Consider the following 16,677-nt stretch of genomic DNA (forward strand, 5'->3'; position numbering starts at 1 on the left):
GGAAGCAGGCATGACCGCCCCGTACGACCAGGACCTCGTCGCGCTCCTCTCCGACGCCTCGTTCGACCGGATCACCTCCATGCCCGGGGGTAGCCCGCCCCCGGAGCCCGGGGCATGGGCGTACGAGCGCCTGCGGCGCATCACGGCCGTCCTCGGCGGCGCCGAGCCGCTGCTCGCAGACCACCGCAGACTGCGGGACCTGCTCGAACTGACCGCGATGACCGACCCCGCGCTCTTCCACGTCATGTTCCTCCACCACTGCATGACCATCGGCCCGGCCCTCGACTACGGCGCCCACGACGACGACATAGCCGAGCTCGCCTCGGCCCGCGCCGTAGGCGCGGCGCTCATGACGGAACTCGGCCTGGGGAGCAGCAGCGCGGACATCCGCACCCGCGCCGTGTACGACCCGGCGACCCGCGAGTTCGTCCTCGACACCCCCGACCCGTCAGCGGCCAAGTACCCGCCCAACGTAGGTCTTGCGGGCATACCGAGGCTGGCCGTGGTCAGCGCGCGGCTGTACACCGGCGGCGAGGACCGCGGGACGTTCCTCTTCCTCGTCCCGCTGCGGGACGCCCGGGCACCGCGTCCGGGAGTCCGGATACATCCGCGGCCGCCGACCGCCCTCCTGTCCCTGGACTACGCGACCGTCGGTTTCGAGGGGGTGCGGGTGCCCCTGCACCGCTGGCTCGCCGACGGCGCCGGCATCGACGAAGGGGGAACGTTTCACGACCCGCTGGCGGATCCCGCGGCCCGAACCGGCCGCAGCCTCGGCATGAGCCGGTTCGCCTGCGGCGCCGTCACGGTGGGGCTCGCGGCGGCTGCGCGCTCCGCCGCGAGCATCGCCCTGCGGCACTCGGTACGCCGACGGACCCACGACCGGCTTGCCGGCAGCGTTCCCGCGCTCACCCATCTCAACCAGCGTCGGCTCCTGTTCGTCGCCGCCGCCCAGGCCCAAGCCGCCTCCGTCCTGGCCCGGGCGTCCAGCGAGGACTGCTGGTACGTGCCCGAAGGGGGAGGCCGCGGCCGCGGGCCCGCCCCCGAGGTGATGCGCCGCTGCGCCCTGTCCAAGGTCGCCGCCGACCGGCTCGCGGAGCAGGCGATCTCCCGGAGCCGGTCGGCGGCCGGCGCTGCTTCCTTCTTCTCGGAGAACCGCCTCATCGAGTACCACGGGCTGGCCATGGCCTTCCAGTCGGCCGGCGGCGACAACCGGCTGATCCTCCTCGACGCGGCCCGCTCCATGGCCGCGGGCACCGGCTACGTCGCGCCGGCCGGGGCCGCGGCCGATCCCTGGCTGAGCCTGTTCCGGGCTCGCGAGCACCTGCTCCACGAGGAGCTCACCGGCGCCCTGCGCGCCGCCGAGGCCACGGGCACGGACGGTTTCCTGGTCTGGGACCACTGCAGCGACCTGGCCGAACGGTTCGCCGCGGCGCACCTGGCACGCGTGACCGCCGAGGCGGTCCACACCGCGCTGCCGGCCCCGCACTCCGAATCCGGCCATCCCCACGTCCGCACAGCCCTGTACCTGCTGTTCTGCCTGGAGGAGACCCTCGCTGACACCGGCTGGTTCCACGAGGCCGGGCTGCTCACCATCGAGGACACCCGCCTCCTGCCCGACCGGCTGACCGAGGTCTGCCACGACCTGGCCGCGCACGCGGACGCGGTGCTGGAGGTGCTGGGCGTACCTGCCGGGATGGCCAAGGGCCCGCTGGGCGGCGAAGACTACGTGGCCGACCTCTCGGGCTCGGGGTGACGCGGGAACTGCTAGCCCGGGAAGTGGGTGCGGCTCAGGGCGAGGAGCCTGTTCTGGATCCCGGTGTCCTGGGACACCGCCGGAGTCGCGGAGTCGGTGTCGCGGACGAAGTAGCGCCCCGTGACGCCGACCAGGTCGGGGTCGGTCGCGAGGCGGGTCGCGGTCTTCGCTCCTTCGGCGGGGGTGAGCATGCCGCGGCGGATCAGTCCGCGCAGAGGGCGTAGCAGCGGTGGCACCAGGTGGTCGATGATGCCGGTGGCGACGATCCCGGGGTGCAGCGCGTTCAGGGTCACTCCGTCGGTGGCCAGGTCCCGGGCGAGGGCGAATCCGGCGGTGACGGTCATCAGCTTGGCGCGCGCGTAGGCCTCGAACGGTACGAAGCCGTCCCGCGGGTTGAGCTGTGCGAGGTCGTCGACACCGGTCAGATCGAGGGTGGCCGGGCGGGGCCGGCCCGCGAGTTTGATCTGCCGGGTGTCGTTCAGGGTGTCGCTGGCGACGTTGACCACACGGGCCCGGCCGCGTCGCAGAGGCCCGTCCAGCAGGGTGGTGAGGCCGTACGCGGCGAGGTAGTCGAGGGCGATGTGCATCTCGACGCCGTCGGCCGAGAGGCGGTGGTCGGGGAAGTGGGCGCCGGCGTTGTTGACGAGGATGTGGATCCGGTCGTGGCGCTCCCGGATGGTCCGGGACGCGGTGATCACGTCGGCGCGCCGGGACAGGTCCGCGGTGACCACGTGCAGCCGGTGTGCCGCCTGTGCGCCGAGGCCGGTGCGCAGGGCGTCCGTCCGGGCGGGATCGCGGGCCACCGCGATGACGTGGGCGCCCGCGCGGGCGAGGTCGGTGGCGATGATCCGGCCCATGCCGCCGGATGCGCCCGTGACGACGGCTACCCGGCCCGACAGCTCGGGGAGGGGTGCGTTCATCGTGTGATCCGCGGGTGGGCGTGGGTGTAGCGCGGGGTCTCGGCCTCGTCGACGAGGAAGGCCGCGAGGTCGGCGCGGCCGATGGAACTCCACAGCCGGACGGCCAGGCCTGTTCCGGTGCGGTACTTCCCGGTCGGGCCGTGGTCCGAGAGTTTCGGCGGCCGCACGATCGTCCAGTCCAGGCCGGAGCTGGTGACGGCCTTCTCCATCGTCTCCTTGTCGCGCATCCGCTCGGCCACGCCCGCCCACACCGCCTTGGAGTACAGCGACTCGCCGCGGGTCTCCAGTACGCCGTACGCGCTGACGGTGATCAGCCGGTGCGCCCCGGCGGTCCGCATCGCCGCCACCGCGGAGCGGATGCCGTCGGTGCAGACCGTCGTCGGCCCCTTCTGCGCCCCGCCGAGTGCGCTGATCACTACACCGGTGCCCCGCGGGTTGTACGTGAGGGCGCGGATGAGGGTCGACGCGTCCGCAACATCGGGCAAGCTCACCTCGTCCAGTCCGCCCCTCGGCTCGAAGGTTCCCGTCCGACGGACCAGCGCGACGACGTGGTGTCCGCGGTGGAGAGCCGTGGCCACCACGTGCCGTCCGGTGGCACCAGACGCTCCGAGAACGACCACACGCTCCATCTGTGAAACAGATTGTCTCATAGAGCAAGGATGCGCAACCCGCGCACTGCGAGTCAAGTTGTCTCATAAGATTGGTCCGTGACCAGCGATACAGACCCCCGCTTCCTGCGGAGCCGCGAAGCGATCCTGAACGCCGCCCGCCAACTGCTGCTGGACAGCGGTCCGACCGCGGTGACGCATGCCCGGGTGGCCGAGCGCGCCGGAGTGGGACGCGCGACGGTCTACCGTCACTGGCCCCAGGCCGAGCCCCTCCTCCTCGAAGCCATGGCCACCGTCCCCATGCCGTTCCTCGCCGAACCCACCGTCCCCACACGGGCGTGGCTCCGCCGGGAACTGGAGGCGCTCGCCCGCCAGCTCGAACTCGACGACGTACGCGCCGCCTCCACCACCCTCGCCAGCACCGCCCTGTGGGACGAGGCGATGGACGCCCGCCGCGCACGGTTCGCCGGCATCCTCACCGACAGGCTCGCGGGCGCCCTCGACGAAGCCGAGGCGCGTGGCGAGGTGACCCTCTCCCTCGCGAGCCGGAACGCCGCCGCCCTGACCATCGGCCCGCTGTACTACCGGAGCACCATCGAACACGCCCCGACCGACCCCACCCTCATCGAGGCCGCCATCGCCGCCCTCGGCACCTGGACCACCTCCCCGTAGTGGTTTCGGAGATGATCAGCGAGGGCCACCTCACCCAAGTCGCCGGCCGCGCGCCCCGGCGCAGAAGGCGCTCGCCCTCACCCATGGGAGCATTCCGGCTCCGGTCATGACGCAATGCGAAGGTGCGTTCTCCGCGCCGAGTGGTCTAGGCCACTCGTCCGCATGCCGTCACGGGAGGGCGGCTTCGGGCATCCTTGGGCTGCGTGATCATCCGGATTGCCCCCTCCGCCGCCCCGCCGAGCCCGCGGAGGCTGCTGTACTCCGTACCCGCGATGGTCATGGGGGTGGCGGCGATCCTGACCGGGGTCTGGCTGCTCCTCGTCCCCGTGCCCCAGGACCGGGCCGACGCCCGTGCGTACGACGCCGCCACCAGCTGCGTGGCCGGGAGCGCGCGGGAGCGAACGGGCGACTGCCTGAGCGGGGTGCCGGCCGTCTTGGAAGAGATCCGTAGCAAGGGCAGCCGCAATCGGAGGGTCTACCTGGAGGTCCGGCGGGAGGACGGTGGCCGGCAGGAGATCCGGGTGCCCGGCTCCACCAGCTCCTCCTTCGCGCCCGCCGGGACGGCGCTGCGGCTGGTCAGCTGGCGGGGCGAGATCCGGCACGTCAACTACGGCACCGGCAAGGCCGCCAGGACCGTCTTCACCGAGCACGACCCGCGCACCGCCCACCGGACCCCGCTCGGCTGGGCCCTTGGCCTGGGGCCCGCAGGCGCCGCCCTGCTGTGGGGCGGGGCCTGGTTCACCTGGTTCCCCTCGCGCTCCTGGCGCACCACCCCCTGGCAGTTCAACGTGCCGGTCTTGGGGCTGCTCCTCCTGGCCGTCATCCTGGGGACCTCCCCGATCATGTACGACAGCGTCCGCGAGACGCTGCGCTGGTCCGGTTTCGTCCTGGCAGGCGGGGTGGCCGCCATGGCCGCCGGCTGCCTCTACCTGATGAGGACGAACACCGACACGATCCGGGTCCGCCCACGCACGAGGAAACGGGACCGGACCTTCCCGGCTCTCCTGTTCGGCGACACCAGCGGCCCCGGAGGCACCCCGCGCCACACCCACATCGTCGTAGGCCCCGGAGTTCTGGCATGGACCAACGACCCGAGCGGCCGTTCAGGACGCACGCCGCTGCCGCCCGGCCTGGTGCTGGAGCGGGTCCGCCACCCGTACGCCACCGACCCCGGTCCCGCGCTACGGGGCAACCAGTGGCAGTTCTTCCGCATAGCCCAATGCCGGGACGGCGACACCGAGGTCCTCATCGCGGTCGAGCGGCGTGCCATGCCCTGGCTCGTCGGCGCGCTCACGGCCCCGGGGTCCGCGTAGCGCCGGGGTCCGAACCAGAACGCGATCGCCAGGCACCCACGACCCCCACGACCCCCGCCACGTCCGCCACGTCCGCCACGTCCGCCACGGCTCAGAAGCGGTGAGCGCGGTGTCGGTGGGAAGTGCGCCGGGCGGGTTCGTCTGTGCTCAGGATGGCCGACAGGGCCGGACAGTCCCGCAGCAGACCAGGACCGAGAGCTCGGCGTACTACGTGCTGGGTCAGTGTGCACCGGGCTTGGCGGCGATGCGGTCCAGGACGGCGTCGAGTTCGGCGCGGGACCACCAGGAGCCGTCCCTCATCACTCCCGCGATCTTGCGCAGGGCGGTGTGGTGCTGCAGCGGGTCTTCGTCCAGGAGGACGAGGTCGGCGGGCAGGCCGGCGGCGATCCGGCCGAAGGCGCCTTCCTCGCCCAGGAACCGGGCCGGTTCGGTGGTGGTCATCCGCAGGATGGTCAGGGGATCGAGTCCGGCCTCTGCGAGGTGGTCGAACTCGTCGTGGAGGGAGAAGCCGGGGATGATCCCGGCGGCTCCGCAGGCATCCGTGCCCGCCACCATGGGGACTCCGGCATCCGCGAAGGTCTTGGTCATCCGCAGTTGCGCGGCCCAGTGTCCACGCAGGGCGCCCCGGGTGCTGTCGGGGAGACGGGCGAACTTTCTCGCCGACTTGTCCCAGGCGCGCAGCTCGCTGGGGGCCATGTAGCGGCGCCTGGGGTCCGCGGTGTGTTCGGGTGAGTCGCCGAACTGCTGGGTGTGCACCCGGATCAGGGTCGGGCACTGCCAGGTGGTGTGTCGGGCGAACAAGGCGCCCAGTTCCTCGGCCTTGTGCTGGTCGTAGGAGGCGTCGGCGAGCTCGTAGGCGTGGGCCTCCTCTTCTGAGGTTCCGGTCGCCGGGTTCACGGCCATGCCCTTGACCAGCCTCATCACCAGCTTCTCGGCGCCCGGGATCCTGACGGTGGGGATCGGCGGGAGCTTGCGGGCCGCCTTCGTGGCGCGGACCTCGGCCTCGCGGGAGGACGCGGCCGCGAACACCGTGACACCGGGTCCCAGGTGCTCGATCGACCACACTCCGCCGAGCGCGGCCTGGCGGGGGTCGAGGTCGGCCGGCAGATGGCCGCCCAGGCGGATACCGAGCCGGTTCGCCTCCTTCAGCGCTGCCAGGAAGGTCTCCCCGGTGGTCATGCCCGCCTTGACGAAGTCGGCTCCGTCCCGGTGTTGTTCCCGCACGGTCCGCACTGCGGCGTCGACCGTGCCGGCGTTCAGCGGGGTCAGCAGGTCACCGGCGGTCGCCTTGAGTGCCGGTGCGCCGGTCGGCCGGGGCAGCGTGCCCTCGCGCCGGGATTTCAGCAGCGCCCTGCTGCCCGACATCTGCCGGAAGCCGACGACGCCGTTGGCGAGCATCAGAGCGTAGGTGCCGTCGACGTCGTCGGGAGTGTTCAGGGCGTGCATGTGCATGTCCATGAACGCCGGGACGGCGAATCGGCCCCCTCCCTCCACCACGTGCGCGTCCACGGCCTTGGCGCCGGTCGCCGTCACGGACACGATCCGGTCCCCTTCGACCACCACGTCCTGACCTGTCGTGGTGGATCCGTCCAGCGGATCCACCACGGTGACGTCCCTCAGCCACACGCGTCCTCGGACCACGGACGGTTCTACGTACCTGCTCATGTCTCTCCCAGGGGTGGTCGTGCGGTCCGTCACATGCCGAACAGGCGGTGTGCGTTGCGGGTGGTGAGGTCGCGCCAGGTGTCGGTGGCGGAAGGTTGCGGCGCCGCGTCGATGGACGCGACCTGGGCGAGGACCGCTTCCGCGGGGGTCCAGCAGGAGTCGCTTCCGTAGACGATGAGGTCGGTGCCGAACGCGGCCTCCAGTGCCGGGATCTGGCGCGGGAAGGGCGTGCCTGCCATGTCGTACCAGAGCCGGCCGAGCTGCTCCACCGCGCCGGCCGTGTCCTGGGCGCGCTCCCCCGCCATCGCGGCGAACAGGTCGATGCGGTCGGCGAGCAGCGGCAGGGCGCCACCGCCGTGGGTCAGCACCCAGCGGATCCGCGGATGCCGCGTGAACACGCCGCGCAGGAGCAGGTCGCTCGCGGTCCGCGCGGTGTCGAAGAGGAACTCCAGCATCGACCGCGGCCGGCCCAGGGCGAGGTGCTCGGCGTGGGGCGGTGAGGTGGGGTGGACGAAGACGACGGCCGCTCGGCGGTCGAGTTCCTCCCACAGGGGTTCGAGCCGGGGGTCGCCGAGGTAGAGGCCGTGATGGTTGGTCTCCACGGCCACACCGTCGGCACCGAGTTCGTCGAGGGCGTGAGCGGCTTCCGCGAGGGAGCCTTCGACATCCGGCAGGGGCAGGGCGGCCAGGTGGCCAAACCGCCCGGGATGCTCGACGCGGAGGCCGGCCGCGAACGCGTTGACCTCCCGCGCCAAGGTCCGGGCGCCTGCGTCGTCCCCGAAGTGCACGCCCGGGGAGGAGACCGAGAGGTAGGCCTTCTCGATGCCCGTGCGCTCCATCAGGTCGAGCTGCCGGCCGACGCTCCACGTGGCCCAGCCCGGCATTCCGTCCGGGTGCTCGACACCTGCGGCTCGAGCCGCCGCGACATAGCCGTCCGTGACGAAGTGGGCGTGGACATCGATCAGGCCGGTCGTCGGGGGCACGCGGGGCTCCTTGGCTCGTGGATCCGGGATCTCGATCTGGATCCGGTACGCGATCCAGCGTAGGAAGCGGGCCGTAGGATGGAATGGATGATTCCAATGAATGGAACACCGGGTTCCGGCGGTGGCGCCGCCGCGCGCCGGGGAGGCAAGCCCGCCGAGGGGCAGCCGGTCGTCGACCGGGCGTTCGCGCTGCTCGCCGCTTTCGACAGCGACCACCGTGCGCTGTCCCTCGCCGAACTGGCGCAGCGCAGCGGCACCCCCCGCAGCAGCACCCTGCGGCTCGCCCGTTCCCTCGTGCACGTGGGAGCGCTGGAACGCCTCGCCGACGGGCGCTACGTCGTGGGACTGCGGCTGCTGGAGACCGCGTCCCTGGCCCCGCGCGGCCACGGGCTGCGGTCCGTGGCCATGCCGTTCATGGAGGACCTCTTCCACGTCACCCGCCAGCACGTCCTGCTCGCCGTGCGCGACGGGCAGGAGGCCCTGCTCGTCGAACGGCTCTCGGCCCTCGACGCCAGCCCCGTGGCCTACCGCGTCGGGGGCCGCCTCCCCCTCACATCCACCGGCGTCGGACTGGTGCTCCTCGCCCACGCACCGGCCCCCGACCAAGAGCACGCCATCGACGCCTACGAGCCCGGACAGGGCCCCGTCGGCATCGCCACCGCGGCCGACCTGCGCCGCGCACTCGCGGAGGTGCGGCGCGGCGACCACGCCTACGGCCGACAAAACGGCCCCCGGCCCTTGGACACCGTGGCCGCGCCCGTGCGCGACGGCCACGACGTGGTGGCGGCGCTCTCGGTCGTGGCACCCAGCACCGGCTTCACCGACGCCGGCTACGGGCCGGCCGTACGGGCCACAGCACGCGCCATCTCCCGCAAACTCGCTGAAGACATCCAGCGGACGGCACACCCCTGACCGTCTTCTGGCCATCGCCTACGCCCTCGGCCTGCAGCCGCGCAACGCGTTCGGGCCTCAACGCGCCCCGGCAGCCGGACGGCGGCCGGGACCCCGCACCCCCGGTACAACCCCGAGATGCGACGGATCACCCCGGCGCCACCGCCCCCGCTGGCACTCCGAACCACTCCTCCAGCGCCTCCGCCAGCCCGGCCGTCGGCGTCAGCGGGTGCTCCCCCGTGTCGGCTGCCCAGGCCGTGAAGCCATCCGGACGGACGAGGACCGCCGCCAGGTCCGGGCGGGACGGAGAGCCGGCCGTCAGGATGTCGACGCGGCCGGCATATCCCGCAGCGAGGGACCGGAGTTCCGGGTCGTCGGTGAGGTCGAGCAGGAGCGCCCGGCCGCAGTGGAGGTGGTCCGCGAGGCGGCCGGCGTCGGTGAGTTCGAGGTCCGGGGTGCTGCGGCCGGTCAGCGGATGCTCGCCCGGCAGCTCGTACCGCACACTGCCACCGTTGAGCCGCGAGGTGAGGTACGTGGTGCCCACGACCGTCTCCGCCAGGTCGCTGACGATCTCGCGCAAGGCCCGGGACTGCGGGTCCGGGCGCATGGCCGCGACCTGGGACCGGGTCCAGTCCAGGACCCACGCACCGACCGGGTGCCGCTCGGAGGTGTACGTGTCCAGCAGTCCTTCAGGCGCCCGGCCGCCGATCACCGCGGCGAGCTTCCAGCCGAGGTTCATCGCGTCCCCGATGCCCAGGCTCAGCCCCTGGCTCCCGAACGCGGAGTGCACGTGCGCCGCGTCGCCCGCGAGCAGAACCCGGCCCTTGCGGTACTCGGTGACCTGACGGGCGTGGTCGGTGAAGCGGGTCGCGGTCCGCACCCCGGTGATCGTGACGTCCACGCCGGATACGCGGCGCAGCCGCGCCTGGAGGTCCTCGGTGGTGACCGGTGCGTCCCGGTCGGCCGGCGGGCCGTCGAACTCCACGGTGACGACGCGGCCCGGCATCGGCCCGTGGGCGTACACCCCGGTGTCCGTGGCGGTCCAGCCGAGGTTCAGGTCCTCGGTGCCGGTCATCTCCACGACCGCCTGGTGACAGGTGATCTCCGGGTCCGTACCGGGAAATTCGAAGCCCGCGAGCTTGCGGACCGTGCTGCGGCCGCCGTCGCAGCCCGCGAGCCAGCCGGCGCGTACGGCCCCGTGGCTGGTCCGCACGGTGACGGCTCCGTCGTCCGCGTCGAAGCCGGTCAGCTCGACTCCCCGGCGCACCTCGACACCGAGCTCGTCCGCCCGCTCGCCGAGCAGCCGCTCGATGTCCTGCTGCGCCACGAAGGCGATCTCGGCGGCGGGTCCGGTGTCGCCGAGGCCCGGCTCCGTACGGTCGACCAGGGCGGCGCGCAGCATGATTCCGGCGAAGTGCCCGACGATCCCGAGTTCTTGGCCCGCGGCAACGTCTCCGTCTCCGCCGTTCCGTTCGCGTAGGAACGCCTGGAAGCGGTCCATCGCCTGCCGCTGCACCTCGGCGAGCGCGGGCAGCATGCCTCGGCGGTAGAGCGCCTCGGCGCCGGGCGTGGTGATCGCCCCGCCCTTGATCGTCGGGTTCACTTCGGTGAGGCGCTCCAGGACGGCCACCCGCGCGCCTCCGAGCCGGAGCTCGCAGGCCAGCATCAGTCCGACCGGGCCGCCTCCGGCCACCACTACGTCATAGTCCATGGCGCCGACTATGACCGAGGGCCCGGCAGGCCAAAAAGGCGCGGCGGTGTCAAGGGACCGGCCCCGCGGTGAAGATGGGGCCGGCACAGTCAACGCTGAGAACGATCAAGGACCGAGGCTCATCGGCGGCGATCGCCGGGAGCCGGCAGGCTCGTGAGCTCGGCGATCGCCTCCGGGGACGGCGTGAAGGAGCGGCGGACGTTCTCCGGCTCCATGTGCCGGGACTTCGCCATGAGCACCAGGAGCGACGAGCCCTGCTCGCGATTTCGTGGCGCTGACGACCTTCCCCGGCCCCGGACGGCGGTGGGTGATGAACACCGGTCCGCGGGCGCGGCCCTTGAGCAGCCGGAGCAGGAGCCGGGCGGTGGCGGCGTCCCCGTACACGGGCTCCAGCACGTAGTCCTTGCGTGACTGGCCCCGGCGGCGGGCCTTGGCCCGGGCGCCCTTGGCCTTGACCAGGCAATGGCACCCGACGGGGTCCGGCTCCCCGACCTGCCCGGCGGAATGCGGGCCCTCCGTGCCCCGGACGCCGTCGACGGGTAGCGAGACGCGGCGGGCGCGTCTCGCCGTGCCCGCCGCTCGCACCGTCGTGGGACCTCTATGCGTTGGCTGCTTGCACGCTGACGGTTCGGCCGCGGACCACGAAGGACCGGGAGAAGACGGTGATGGCAAGGGAGACGGCGGCCACAAACGTGATGGCCGTACCAGAAGTGAAGTGCTGGGCAAGGCCGCCGGCGATCGCGGCACCGATACCTTGCCACGTCATCCGGCCGGCGGACTCAACTCCCTGGAGCTGGCCACGGACCGGATCAGGGGTCAGCTCCAGAAGCTGCTCCTGGAGCGCCAGGGTGGCAGCGAAGCCGGCACTGGCGATGAACACCGCGGCTGTCGCAACCAGCACGGGCGGGTGGACGGCGAACAGCAGGAAGGGGCAAGCGAGCAGCAGCCGCAGGGCGAATGCGTAGCGGCGTCGCTGCTCGGCGGTGAACAGCCGCCCGACCGCAAGGTCACCGAGGAGCATGCCCGCCGATCCGGCGGCCATGAAGACGCCGGCGTGGTGGGGAGCGTAGGAGATGAACAGGGCCTCGCAGCCGACGATCAGGCCATTGGGGACCCACAGGTTCAGCAGCAGCGCGCGTTGGCCGGGGTGGGAGAAGAGCTCGATGTTCGTCGTCCAGGTCCGGCGCAGTCCCGGGCGACGGGTCAGACGGATCGACCGTTCCCGGACCGTCACCGTCACCGTCACCGTCACCGTCACCGTCACAATGATCAATCCACCGCCGGTCAGGGCTGTCGCGACGGCGAAGACCTCCTGCGGGCTCAGGTACCGCAGCAGTACGGCGCCGATGGCGTAGCCGAGGATGGCCATGCCTCCCGAGGTGCTGTTCATCAGCGAACGTGCCAGCGGATATGAGGAGTTCGGCACTACCTCGGCGAGCAGCCCCATCCGTGTGCCCGTTCCCAGGGACTGGAAGAACCCCAGTACAAGGAGCAGACCGAACCGGGCGGCGAGCGGCAGCCCTGGAACCGCCTGTGCGGCGACACCTACGAGCGAGACGCACTGGAGCGCGACAAGGGTCCGGCGAGGGCGGCCTCCGTCCGCGACCGACATCAGCGTCAGCGCGCCGAGTACCGTCGTGAAGGTGGCGCCGTACATGCTCACAGCGGTCAGGAACGGGGACTTGGTCTGCTGGTTGACCAGCGTGCCGAGCGCGAAGCCGGACAAGGTGCTCGCGGCGACCGTCAGGGTGAAGCTGGCGTACAGGCCGACGAATTCACGGTTGCGGAGCAGGTCGCGGTAGGTGGTGGGAGGTGTGCCGGAGGCAGATGTGTCAGAGGGCATGAAAAAAGCCTCCGCGCGCACCCAACCTGGGGCGCCGAAGGCCGACTCGTGGATTATAGCAAGTGCCCCGGTCTTTCCACGGCCCGCATCGGACTGGAGAGACGCGGACGCTGGTGCGCACCGTTCTCGGCAGCACCGCACATCCACCGCCGGCTCGAAGTAGCGGGGATGTTATCCGGCTTCTTGTGCCTCGACTTCGCCATCAGCATCAGCAGGGAGGCGCCCTGCTCGCCCAGGTGGGTCAGGGCGGAATGACGGAACTCATGCAGGTCCCAGCCCGTCCCCGGCCCACGCACGGCGGTGTGCTCGTCGAGCAGGACGCGGGCCTGGCCAGAGGAGAGGCGGGCCAGGCCGGTGTCCGGGCAGACGTCGCGCGGGCTGACCGCCTTCCCCGGGCCCCGGCGGCAATGGGTGACGAACACCGGCCCCCGGATACGGCCGCGCAGCAGCCGGGACAGGAGCCGGGTGGTGCCGGCGTCCCCGTAGACGGTCTCCAGCACGAAGTCCACGCGTGCCTGACCGCGGCGGCGGGCCTTGCTGCGGGCGCCCTTGGCCGCCCAGGTACGCGGTGCGCACGTTTGCGGCCTTGTCGGCCGGGACGGCGAGATGCCGTCCGCCCGTGCTGCCCTTGTCCTTGTCCTCGGCGGCGCACAGGCCGTCGTAGGTGAGCTCGCGTCGGAGTTCGCCTGCGGCGGCGGGGGTCTGGACACGAGCACACCACCGCCATCGCCGGGGAACCGGGCGTGGCAGGACGGCACGGGCGATGACACCGTGCTGTCAGCGGGGGCTGGTACCTCAGGTGCGCAAGATCCACCTCAATCGGTGACCCCGAAGCCGGGGCTGGGGCCCGGTCGCCGTCCGGGGGGTCGGCCCTTGGCCGGCGCCGACCCCGACACTCGACACCGACACCGACACCGACACCGACACCGACACCGACACCGACAGAGAAGCATCAAGCCGGACTGCCGGAACAACCGCGCCGACGAGCAGGTCGGCCAGGATGAACAAGGCCCCAAGGGGTCGGCGGTGTCGAGCTGGAAAGCACATAGAGATCCGTGCGGAGCTGCAGGAGAGGCCATGCGGATCACGCCGCACGGCGAGAAAGCCAGCGGCGGCACGTGGTCGGCTTACTCGTACGCCATCGGGAGTAGCCGCTGCTGGATGACGCGCAGCAGGTCGGTCGACCCGCCATACCGCGACCAGGTCGGCGAAGGCCTCGATCCCGCGCCGGTGAGCAGCCGGGTCGGCGGCCTTCGCCTCGACCAGGATGGTGTCGAGCGCCTTGAACACGATCTCGGCGGTCTCGTCGTCACCGTCAAGGGCCGGCGGCCGCAGCCCTGCCGACAGTGCGTACCCCCCGAAGACCTCCGGGATCGAGGTCTTGCCCCGGGACTGCCGGACCCAGTGGTTCCACTTGAGTTGGTTGACCTGCCGGGGGGCGGGTGCCGTACCGAAGGCCGCACCCAACAGCTCCGCGAGAGCAGCCTCGTGGCTCTGCAGAAGGGAGCAGCGCACCACTGAGACAATTGCGGAATGATCAGCAATGAGATCCGGTTCGACTGCCACCCCCGAGGCGACGGCGGCCCGCTCGTGGTGGTCCCTCACATCGATGGAGCACCGCTCACCGGGCTGATCGACAGGTTCGAGATCTCGGCCGAAATGGAACCTTCGGGTGATGCCTACGGCGGTCTGATCCCGGCGTTCTTCCGGTTCGGCCCGATGCAGGACCACTTCCACGGACGGTCCACCAGCGCCATGGGGCCGAAGACACCCGTCCTCGGGTGCGAGTGCGGCGAGTGGGGATGCTGGCCGCTCATGGCCTGCATCACCGCAACACCCAAGCTCGTGACCTGGAACGCCTTCGAGCAACCCTATCGCCAGGCACGCGACTATTCGGGATTCGGCCCGTTCCGTTTCGGCCGCTCTCAATACGATGACGCCCTGAATTTCCTGAGCGCTGCACTCAGCTCCGAGACCATGTGAGTACAACCCATCGGCCCAGCGCGGGAAGGGAGTAGCCGTGTTTGACCACGTCGTCGGGCTGAGCCCCGAGCAGGCCGCACGCTGGACCGCCTTGGTCGAGGAGTCTCGGCCAGTCCTGAAGAGCGATGGAATGGAAGCCGTTCAGGCCCTCTTCGCCGATCGTGGGATGGGCATCATCCAGGCGATCGCCATCACCAGGGCACTACTGGGACATGCAGAAACGCCACTCCGAGTCGCCATCGACATGGTGGCTACGAGCAAGGCTCGGCAGTAAGTTCGGAGAAGCGACCAGGCCGAAGCTGATCGCGCCGGACCAGATGGGGCACATCGGCTCAGCTGAGCAGTTCAGCCAGCTGCGTCATGTCGCAGAAGTGAGTGCGGGCGCCGGGCAGGCGCTCTGCGGGCGTCATCGCGGTGAAGGCGTAGGCGTCCATGCCCGCCGCGAGGGCGGCCTGGACGCCGGCGGGGCTGTCCTCCACTACCGCGCACCGTCCGGGCGCCAGACCCATCTGTGCAGCCGCATGTCCACCAGCGCGACCGTGGCGGCCTCACCCGTGATGTGCAGCCGCTCGCCCTCCTGCGGCAACGCTGTTCCCTCGGCCGCCGCCTGCGACGCGCTCTTGCGGCGTGTAGAAGAGGAGCCCGGTGATGACCTCGTGACTGATCTTGGGGCCCTCGGCTCGGATGAGGTCGAGCAGGGGCTTGTACTTCTCCAGGACGGTCACAAGGGCTGCGTTGCTGTCGGGTATCAGGGCAGGGAAACAGAGCCCTGGGATACGTGACGCAACAGACCATAAGGATCACCGGGCTGTCCCCCGGAACCGTGATCTCAGCCAGCCGGCGGCCGAAACTCCACCGCGAGCCGGGTCCGCGGCCGGGGCCGCGGGGCGCGCGCCCGTGGTGGAGGACGGGCCGTCACATGACCGGCCGGACGGGTCCTACAGCGAGCCGACGACCTTGTCCGGGGTGACGCGGACCACGACGCGCTCCGCGTCCTCGGCGGAGGCCGGATTGAAGTCCGAGTAGTCCTTGCCCGTGTACTTGCGCGACAGCTCGTTGATCAAGTCCTGGCCGCCCTCCGTGATCACGGTCGCGGTACCCCGCACCTCGGCATACGTGTACGGCGCATTCGCCGGGTTGATCATGACGGTGATACGCGGGTCGCGCCGCAGGTTGACCTCCTTCCTGCGGCCCACCGTCGTGGAGATCAGCAGATCGTCCCCGTCGCGCGCGAGCCAGGTCACCGACAGCTGCGGCCTTCCGTCGGGCTGGATGGTCGCCACCGTCGCGAAGACGGGAGTGTCGTCGATGATCTTCTTGAGATCGCCGGAAAGCTCGGCAGGCATGGACAGTCCCTTCCACGAGGATGCCCCGCCCTGTAGCGCGACACCCCCACACAGACAACAAGGCGTCACATACTAGCAACACAGAGTGACACCAAGTGGTGCCGTCCTCCGGCCGCGACGGCCTGCGGCCCCGGACCAGAGCGCTGGATCCGGGGCCGCAGGAGACGTACACAGGGACAGGCCGCGTGCCCCCTTCGGAGCCCGCCCGGCAACGTCACCGCGGACGCGGCCGGCACATCCTGGATTGGGCAGGACGGTCAGGAGTGGTGGCTGGCGTTGCCGCCCGACGCGATGTTGTACACGTCCTGCTGGCCCGCGGCCAGAACCTGGGCCGTCTCCTGCAGGGCAACATGCCCGGCGTTGGCGTTCCAGTTCCCCAGGACACCCGCAGGGCCCTGCTCGAGCGCGCTCCCCAGGGCCATCGGGATCCCTTGGTTGAGCGGGGCCAGCTGCCCGAGCGCGGCGTCAGCGGCGAGACCCTCGTCAGCGTGCGCGAGCGGAGCGGCAACGGACAGGGCGAGCGCGGGAAGAACCGCGAGTATGATCTTCTTCATGACCGGTCAACGATCAAACCTTCTCAGGGATGCGGAAACGTACCTCTTCGGCGCCGCCAACCCTGACGGCCTACATCGCTGACACGCGATACGAAGGGCTGGAGCGGGCTGTCGCGCCCCCGGGCTGCGGTCCACCTGTTGCCGGTGATCGTGAGCGGCCCCGCCGGTCAGCCGCGGCGGAAAAGGTCGGGGCCGAGGGACCGGTGACGGCCTGTCGCCGGCCCGACGGATCCTCCCGTAAAGGGAACCAGACCGTCCCTGAGCGGCTGAACCGCTCATGCCCGGACTGCGTTGAGGTACCCGGGGCGCCCGCGCCCTCCTCCCACGAATCCTCCGCACGAGCCGTCTCCGCGGTGTCCACCTGCAAGGTGTCCGCCAGCGAGGACCTTGCGGCGGACGAGCGGGACAGCAGCAAGGACCGGTGCGCACCCGGCA

Annotated in this window: 15 protein-coding genes and 3 pseudogenes; 6 read left to right on the plus strand and 12 right to left on the minus strand. The window is 71.2% G+C overall.

Going from position 1 to position 16,677, the window contains the following annotated elements; all coding sequences use genetic code 11:
* Positions 1 to 10: 10 nt before the first annotated feature.
* The gene (locus tag ACIA8F_RS12965; RefSeq protein WP_399378364.1) at positions 11 to 1,753 is read left to right on the plus strand and encodes an acyl-CoA dehydrogenase; all 1,743 of its coding nucleotides are present in this window, start codon (positions 11 to 13) and stop codon (positions 1,751 to 1,753) included.
* An 11-nt stretch (positions 1,754 to 1,764) separates the two neighbouring features.
* Here ACIA8F_RS12965 and ACIA8F_RS12970 read toward each other — a convergent pair whose 3' ends face one another.
* Together ACIA8F_RS12970 and ACIA8F_RS12975 are read right to left on the minus strand one after the other, a co-directional pair.
* Positions 1,765 to 2,673, minus strand: a complete 909-nt coding sequence (locus ACIA8F_RS12970) for an SDR family NAD(P)-dependent oxidoreductase (protein WP_399378365.1) — start codon at positions 2,671 to 2,673, stop codon at positions 1,765 to 1,767.
* Positions 2,670 to 3,302, minus strand: coding sequence for an NAD(P)-dependent oxidoreductase (locus ACIA8F_RS12975; protein ID WP_399378366.1), 633 nt, complete (start codon positions 3,300 to 3,302; stop codon positions 2,670 to 2,672). Before ACIA8F_RS12975 ends, ACIA8F_RS12970 begins: the two co-directional genes overlap by 4 nt.
* Positions 3,303 to 3,380: 78 nt before the next feature.
* On the opposite strand from ACIA8F_RS12975, the gene ACIA8F_RS12980 reads away from it, so the two are divergent.
* Positions 3,381 to 3,953: a TetR/AcrR family transcriptional regulator gene (locus tag ACIA8F_RS12980; RefSeq protein WP_399378367.1), complete on the plus strand. Its 573-nt coding sequence runs from the start codon at positions 3,381 to 3,383 to the stop codon at positions 3,951 to 3,953.
* A gap of 203 nt (positions 3,954 to 4,156) precedes the next feature.
* Positions 4,157 to 5,266, plus strand: a complete 1,110-nt coding sequence (locus ACIA8F_RS12985) for a hypothetical protein (RefSeq protein ID WP_399378368.1) — start codon at positions 4,157 to 4,159, stop codon at positions 5,264 to 5,266.
* A 219-nt stretch (positions 5,267 to 5,485) separates the two neighbouring features.
* On the opposite strand, the gene ACIA8F_RS12990 is transcribed toward ACIA8F_RS12985, so the two are convergent.
* Positions 5,486 to 6,931, minus strand: a complete 1,446-nt coding sequence (locus ACIA8F_RS12990) for an amidohydrolase family protein (protein WP_399378369.1) — start codon at positions 6,929 to 6,931, stop codon at positions 5,486 to 5,488.
* A gap of 29 nt (positions 6,932 to 6,960) precedes the next feature.
* Complete coding sequence (locus ACIA8F_RS12995) at positions 6,961 to 7,914, minus strand: amidohydrolase family protein (protein WP_399378370.1); 954 nt, start codon at positions 7,912 to 7,914, stop codon at positions 6,961 to 6,963.
* 96 nt (positions 7,915 to 8,010) lie between these two features.
* Between ACIA8F_RS12995 and ACIA8F_RS13000 the strand changes: the two genes are divergently transcribed.
* Positions 8,011 to 8,826, plus strand: coding sequence for an IclR family transcriptional regulator (locus tag ACIA8F_RS13000; RefSeq protein ID WP_399378371.1), 816 nt, complete (start codon positions 8,011 to 8,013; stop codon positions 8,824 to 8,826).
* A gap of 127 nt (positions 8,827 to 8,953) precedes the next feature.
* Here the strand turns inward: ACIA8F_RS13000 and ACIA8F_RS13005 are convergent, their stop codons facing one another.
* From ACIA8F_RS13005 to ACIA8F_RS13025, 5 genes and pseudogenes are all read right to left on the minus strand, one after another.
* Positions 8,954 to 10,516 carry an FAD-dependent oxidoreductase gene (locus ACIA8F_RS13005; RefSeq protein ID WP_399378372.1) on the minus strand — a complete coding sequence of 521 codons (1,563 nt, stop codon included), beginning with the start codon at positions 10,514 to 10,516 and terminating at the stop codon, positions 8,954 to 8,956.
* Between the two features lie 119 nt (positions 10,517 to 10,635).
* Positions 10,636 to 10,978, minus strand: a pseudogene (locus ACIA8F_RS13010) (site-specific integrase); the annotation flags it as partial.
* Positions 10,979 to 11,114: 136 nt separating this feature from the next.
* Positions 11,115 to 12,359, minus strand: a complete 1,245-nt coding sequence (locus ACIA8F_RS13015; protein ID WP_399378504.1) for an MFS transporter — start codon at positions 12,357 to 12,359, stop codon at positions 11,115 to 11,117.
* Between the two features lie 147 nt (positions 12,360 to 12,506).
* Positions 12,507 to 12,913: pseudogene (locus ACIA8F_RS13020) on the minus strand (site-specific integrase); the annotation flags it as partial.
* Positions 12,914 to 13,154: 241 nt separating this feature from the next.
* Positions 13,155 to 13,925, minus strand: a complete 771-nt coding sequence (locus tag ACIA8F_RS13025) for a hypothetical protein (RefSeq protein WP_399378373.1) — start codon at positions 13,923 to 13,925, stop codon at positions 13,155 to 13,157.
* Here ACIA8F_RS13025 and ACIA8F_RS13030 point away from each other — a divergent pair.
* Both ACIA8F_RS13030 and ACIA8F_RS13035 read left to right on the plus strand, forming a co-directional pair.
* Positions 13,893 to 14,342 carry a hypothetical protein gene (locus ACIA8F_RS13030; RefSeq protein WP_399378374.1) on the plus strand — a complete coding sequence of 150 codons (450 nt, stop codon included), beginning with the start codon at positions 13,893 to 13,895 and terminating at the stop codon, positions 14,340 to 14,342. The two genes, ACIA8F_RS13025 and ACIA8F_RS13030, sit on opposite strands and share 33 nt — an antisense overlap.
* 37 nt (positions 14,343 to 14,379) lie before the next feature.
* Positions 14,380 to 14,616, plus strand: coding sequence for a hypothetical protein (locus tag ACIA8F_RS13035; RefSeq protein ID WP_399378375.1), 237 nt, complete (start codon positions 14,380 to 14,382; stop codon positions 14,614 to 14,616).
* A 58-nt stretch (positions 14,617 to 14,674) separates the two neighbouring features.
* On the opposite strand, the pseudogene ACIA8F_RS13040 reads toward ACIA8F_RS13035, so the two are convergent.
* The 3 genes and pseudogenes from ACIA8F_RS13040 to ACIA8F_RS13050 form a co-directional block, all read right to left on the minus strand.
* Positions 14,675 to 14,866: pseudogene (locus ACIA8F_RS13040) on the minus strand (HAD-IA family hydrolase); the annotation flags it as partial.
* Positions 14,867 to 15,280: 414 nt separating this feature from the next.
* Positions 15,281 to 15,688, minus strand: coding sequence for a PPOX class F420-dependent oxidoreductase (locus ACIA8F_RS13045; RefSeq protein ID WP_399378376.1), 408 nt, complete (start codon positions 15,686 to 15,688; stop codon positions 15,281 to 15,283).
* A 257-nt stretch (positions 15,689 to 15,945) separates the two neighbouring features.
* Positions 15,946 to 16,242, minus strand: coding sequence for a hypothetical protein (locus tag ACIA8F_RS13050; protein WP_399378377.1), 297 nt, complete (start codon positions 16,240 to 16,242; stop codon positions 15,946 to 15,948).
* Positions 16,243 to 16,677 lie beyond the last annotated feature (435 nt).

The organism is Streptomyces sp. NPDC051563, assembly GCF_044454225.1.
GTDB lineage: Bacteria > Actinomycetota > Actinomycetes > Streptomycetales > Streptomycetaceae > Streptomyces.

What these genes read in the sequence shown, in the direction of transcription:
- ACIA8F_RS12965 (WP_399378364.1), top strand. Translation starts at nt 11, where the DNA reads ATGACCGCCCCGTACGACCAGGACCTCGTCGCGCTCCTCTCCGACGCC.
- ACIA8F_RS12970 (WP_399378365.1), bottom strand. Translation starts at nt 2,673, where the DNA reads ATGAACGCACCCCTCCCCGAGCTGTCGGGCCGGGTAGCCGTCGTCACG.
- ACIA8F_RS12975 (WP_399378366.1), bottom strand. Translation starts at nt 3,302, where the DNA reads ATGGAGCGTGTGGTCGTTCTCGGAGCGTCTGGTGCCACCGGACGGCAC.
- ACIA8F_RS12990 (WP_399378369.1), bottom strand. Translation starts at nt 6,931, where the DNA reads ATGAGCAGGTACGTAGAACCGTCCGTGGTCCGAGGACGCGTGTGGCTG.
- ACIA8F_RS13000 (WP_399378371.1), top strand. Translation starts at nt 8,011, where the DNA reads ATGAATGGAACACCGGGTTCCGGCGGTGGCGCCGCCGCGCGCCGGGGA.
- ACIA8F_RS13005 (WP_399378372.1), bottom strand. Translation starts at nt 10,516, where the DNA reads ATGGACTATGACGTAGTGGTGGCCGGAGGCGGCCCGGTCGGACTGATG.
- ACIA8F_RS13015 (WP_399378504.1), bottom strand. Translation starts at nt 12,359, where the DNA reads ATGCCCTCTGACACATCTGCCTCCGGCACACCTCCCACCACCTACCGC.
- ACIA8F_RS13030 (WP_399378374.1), top strand. Translation starts at nt 13,893, where the DNA reads ATGATCAGCAATGAGATCCGGTTCGACTGCCACCCCCGAGGCGACGGC.
- ACIA8F_RS13045 (WP_399378376.1), bottom strand. Translation starts at nt 15,688, where the DNA reads ATGCCTGCCGAGCTTTCCGGCGATCTCAAGAAGATCATCGACGACACT.
- ACIA8F_RS13050 (WP_399378377.1), bottom strand. Translation starts at nt 16,242, where the DNA reads ATGAAGAAGATCATACTCGCGGTTCTTCCCGCGCTCGCCCTGTCCGTT.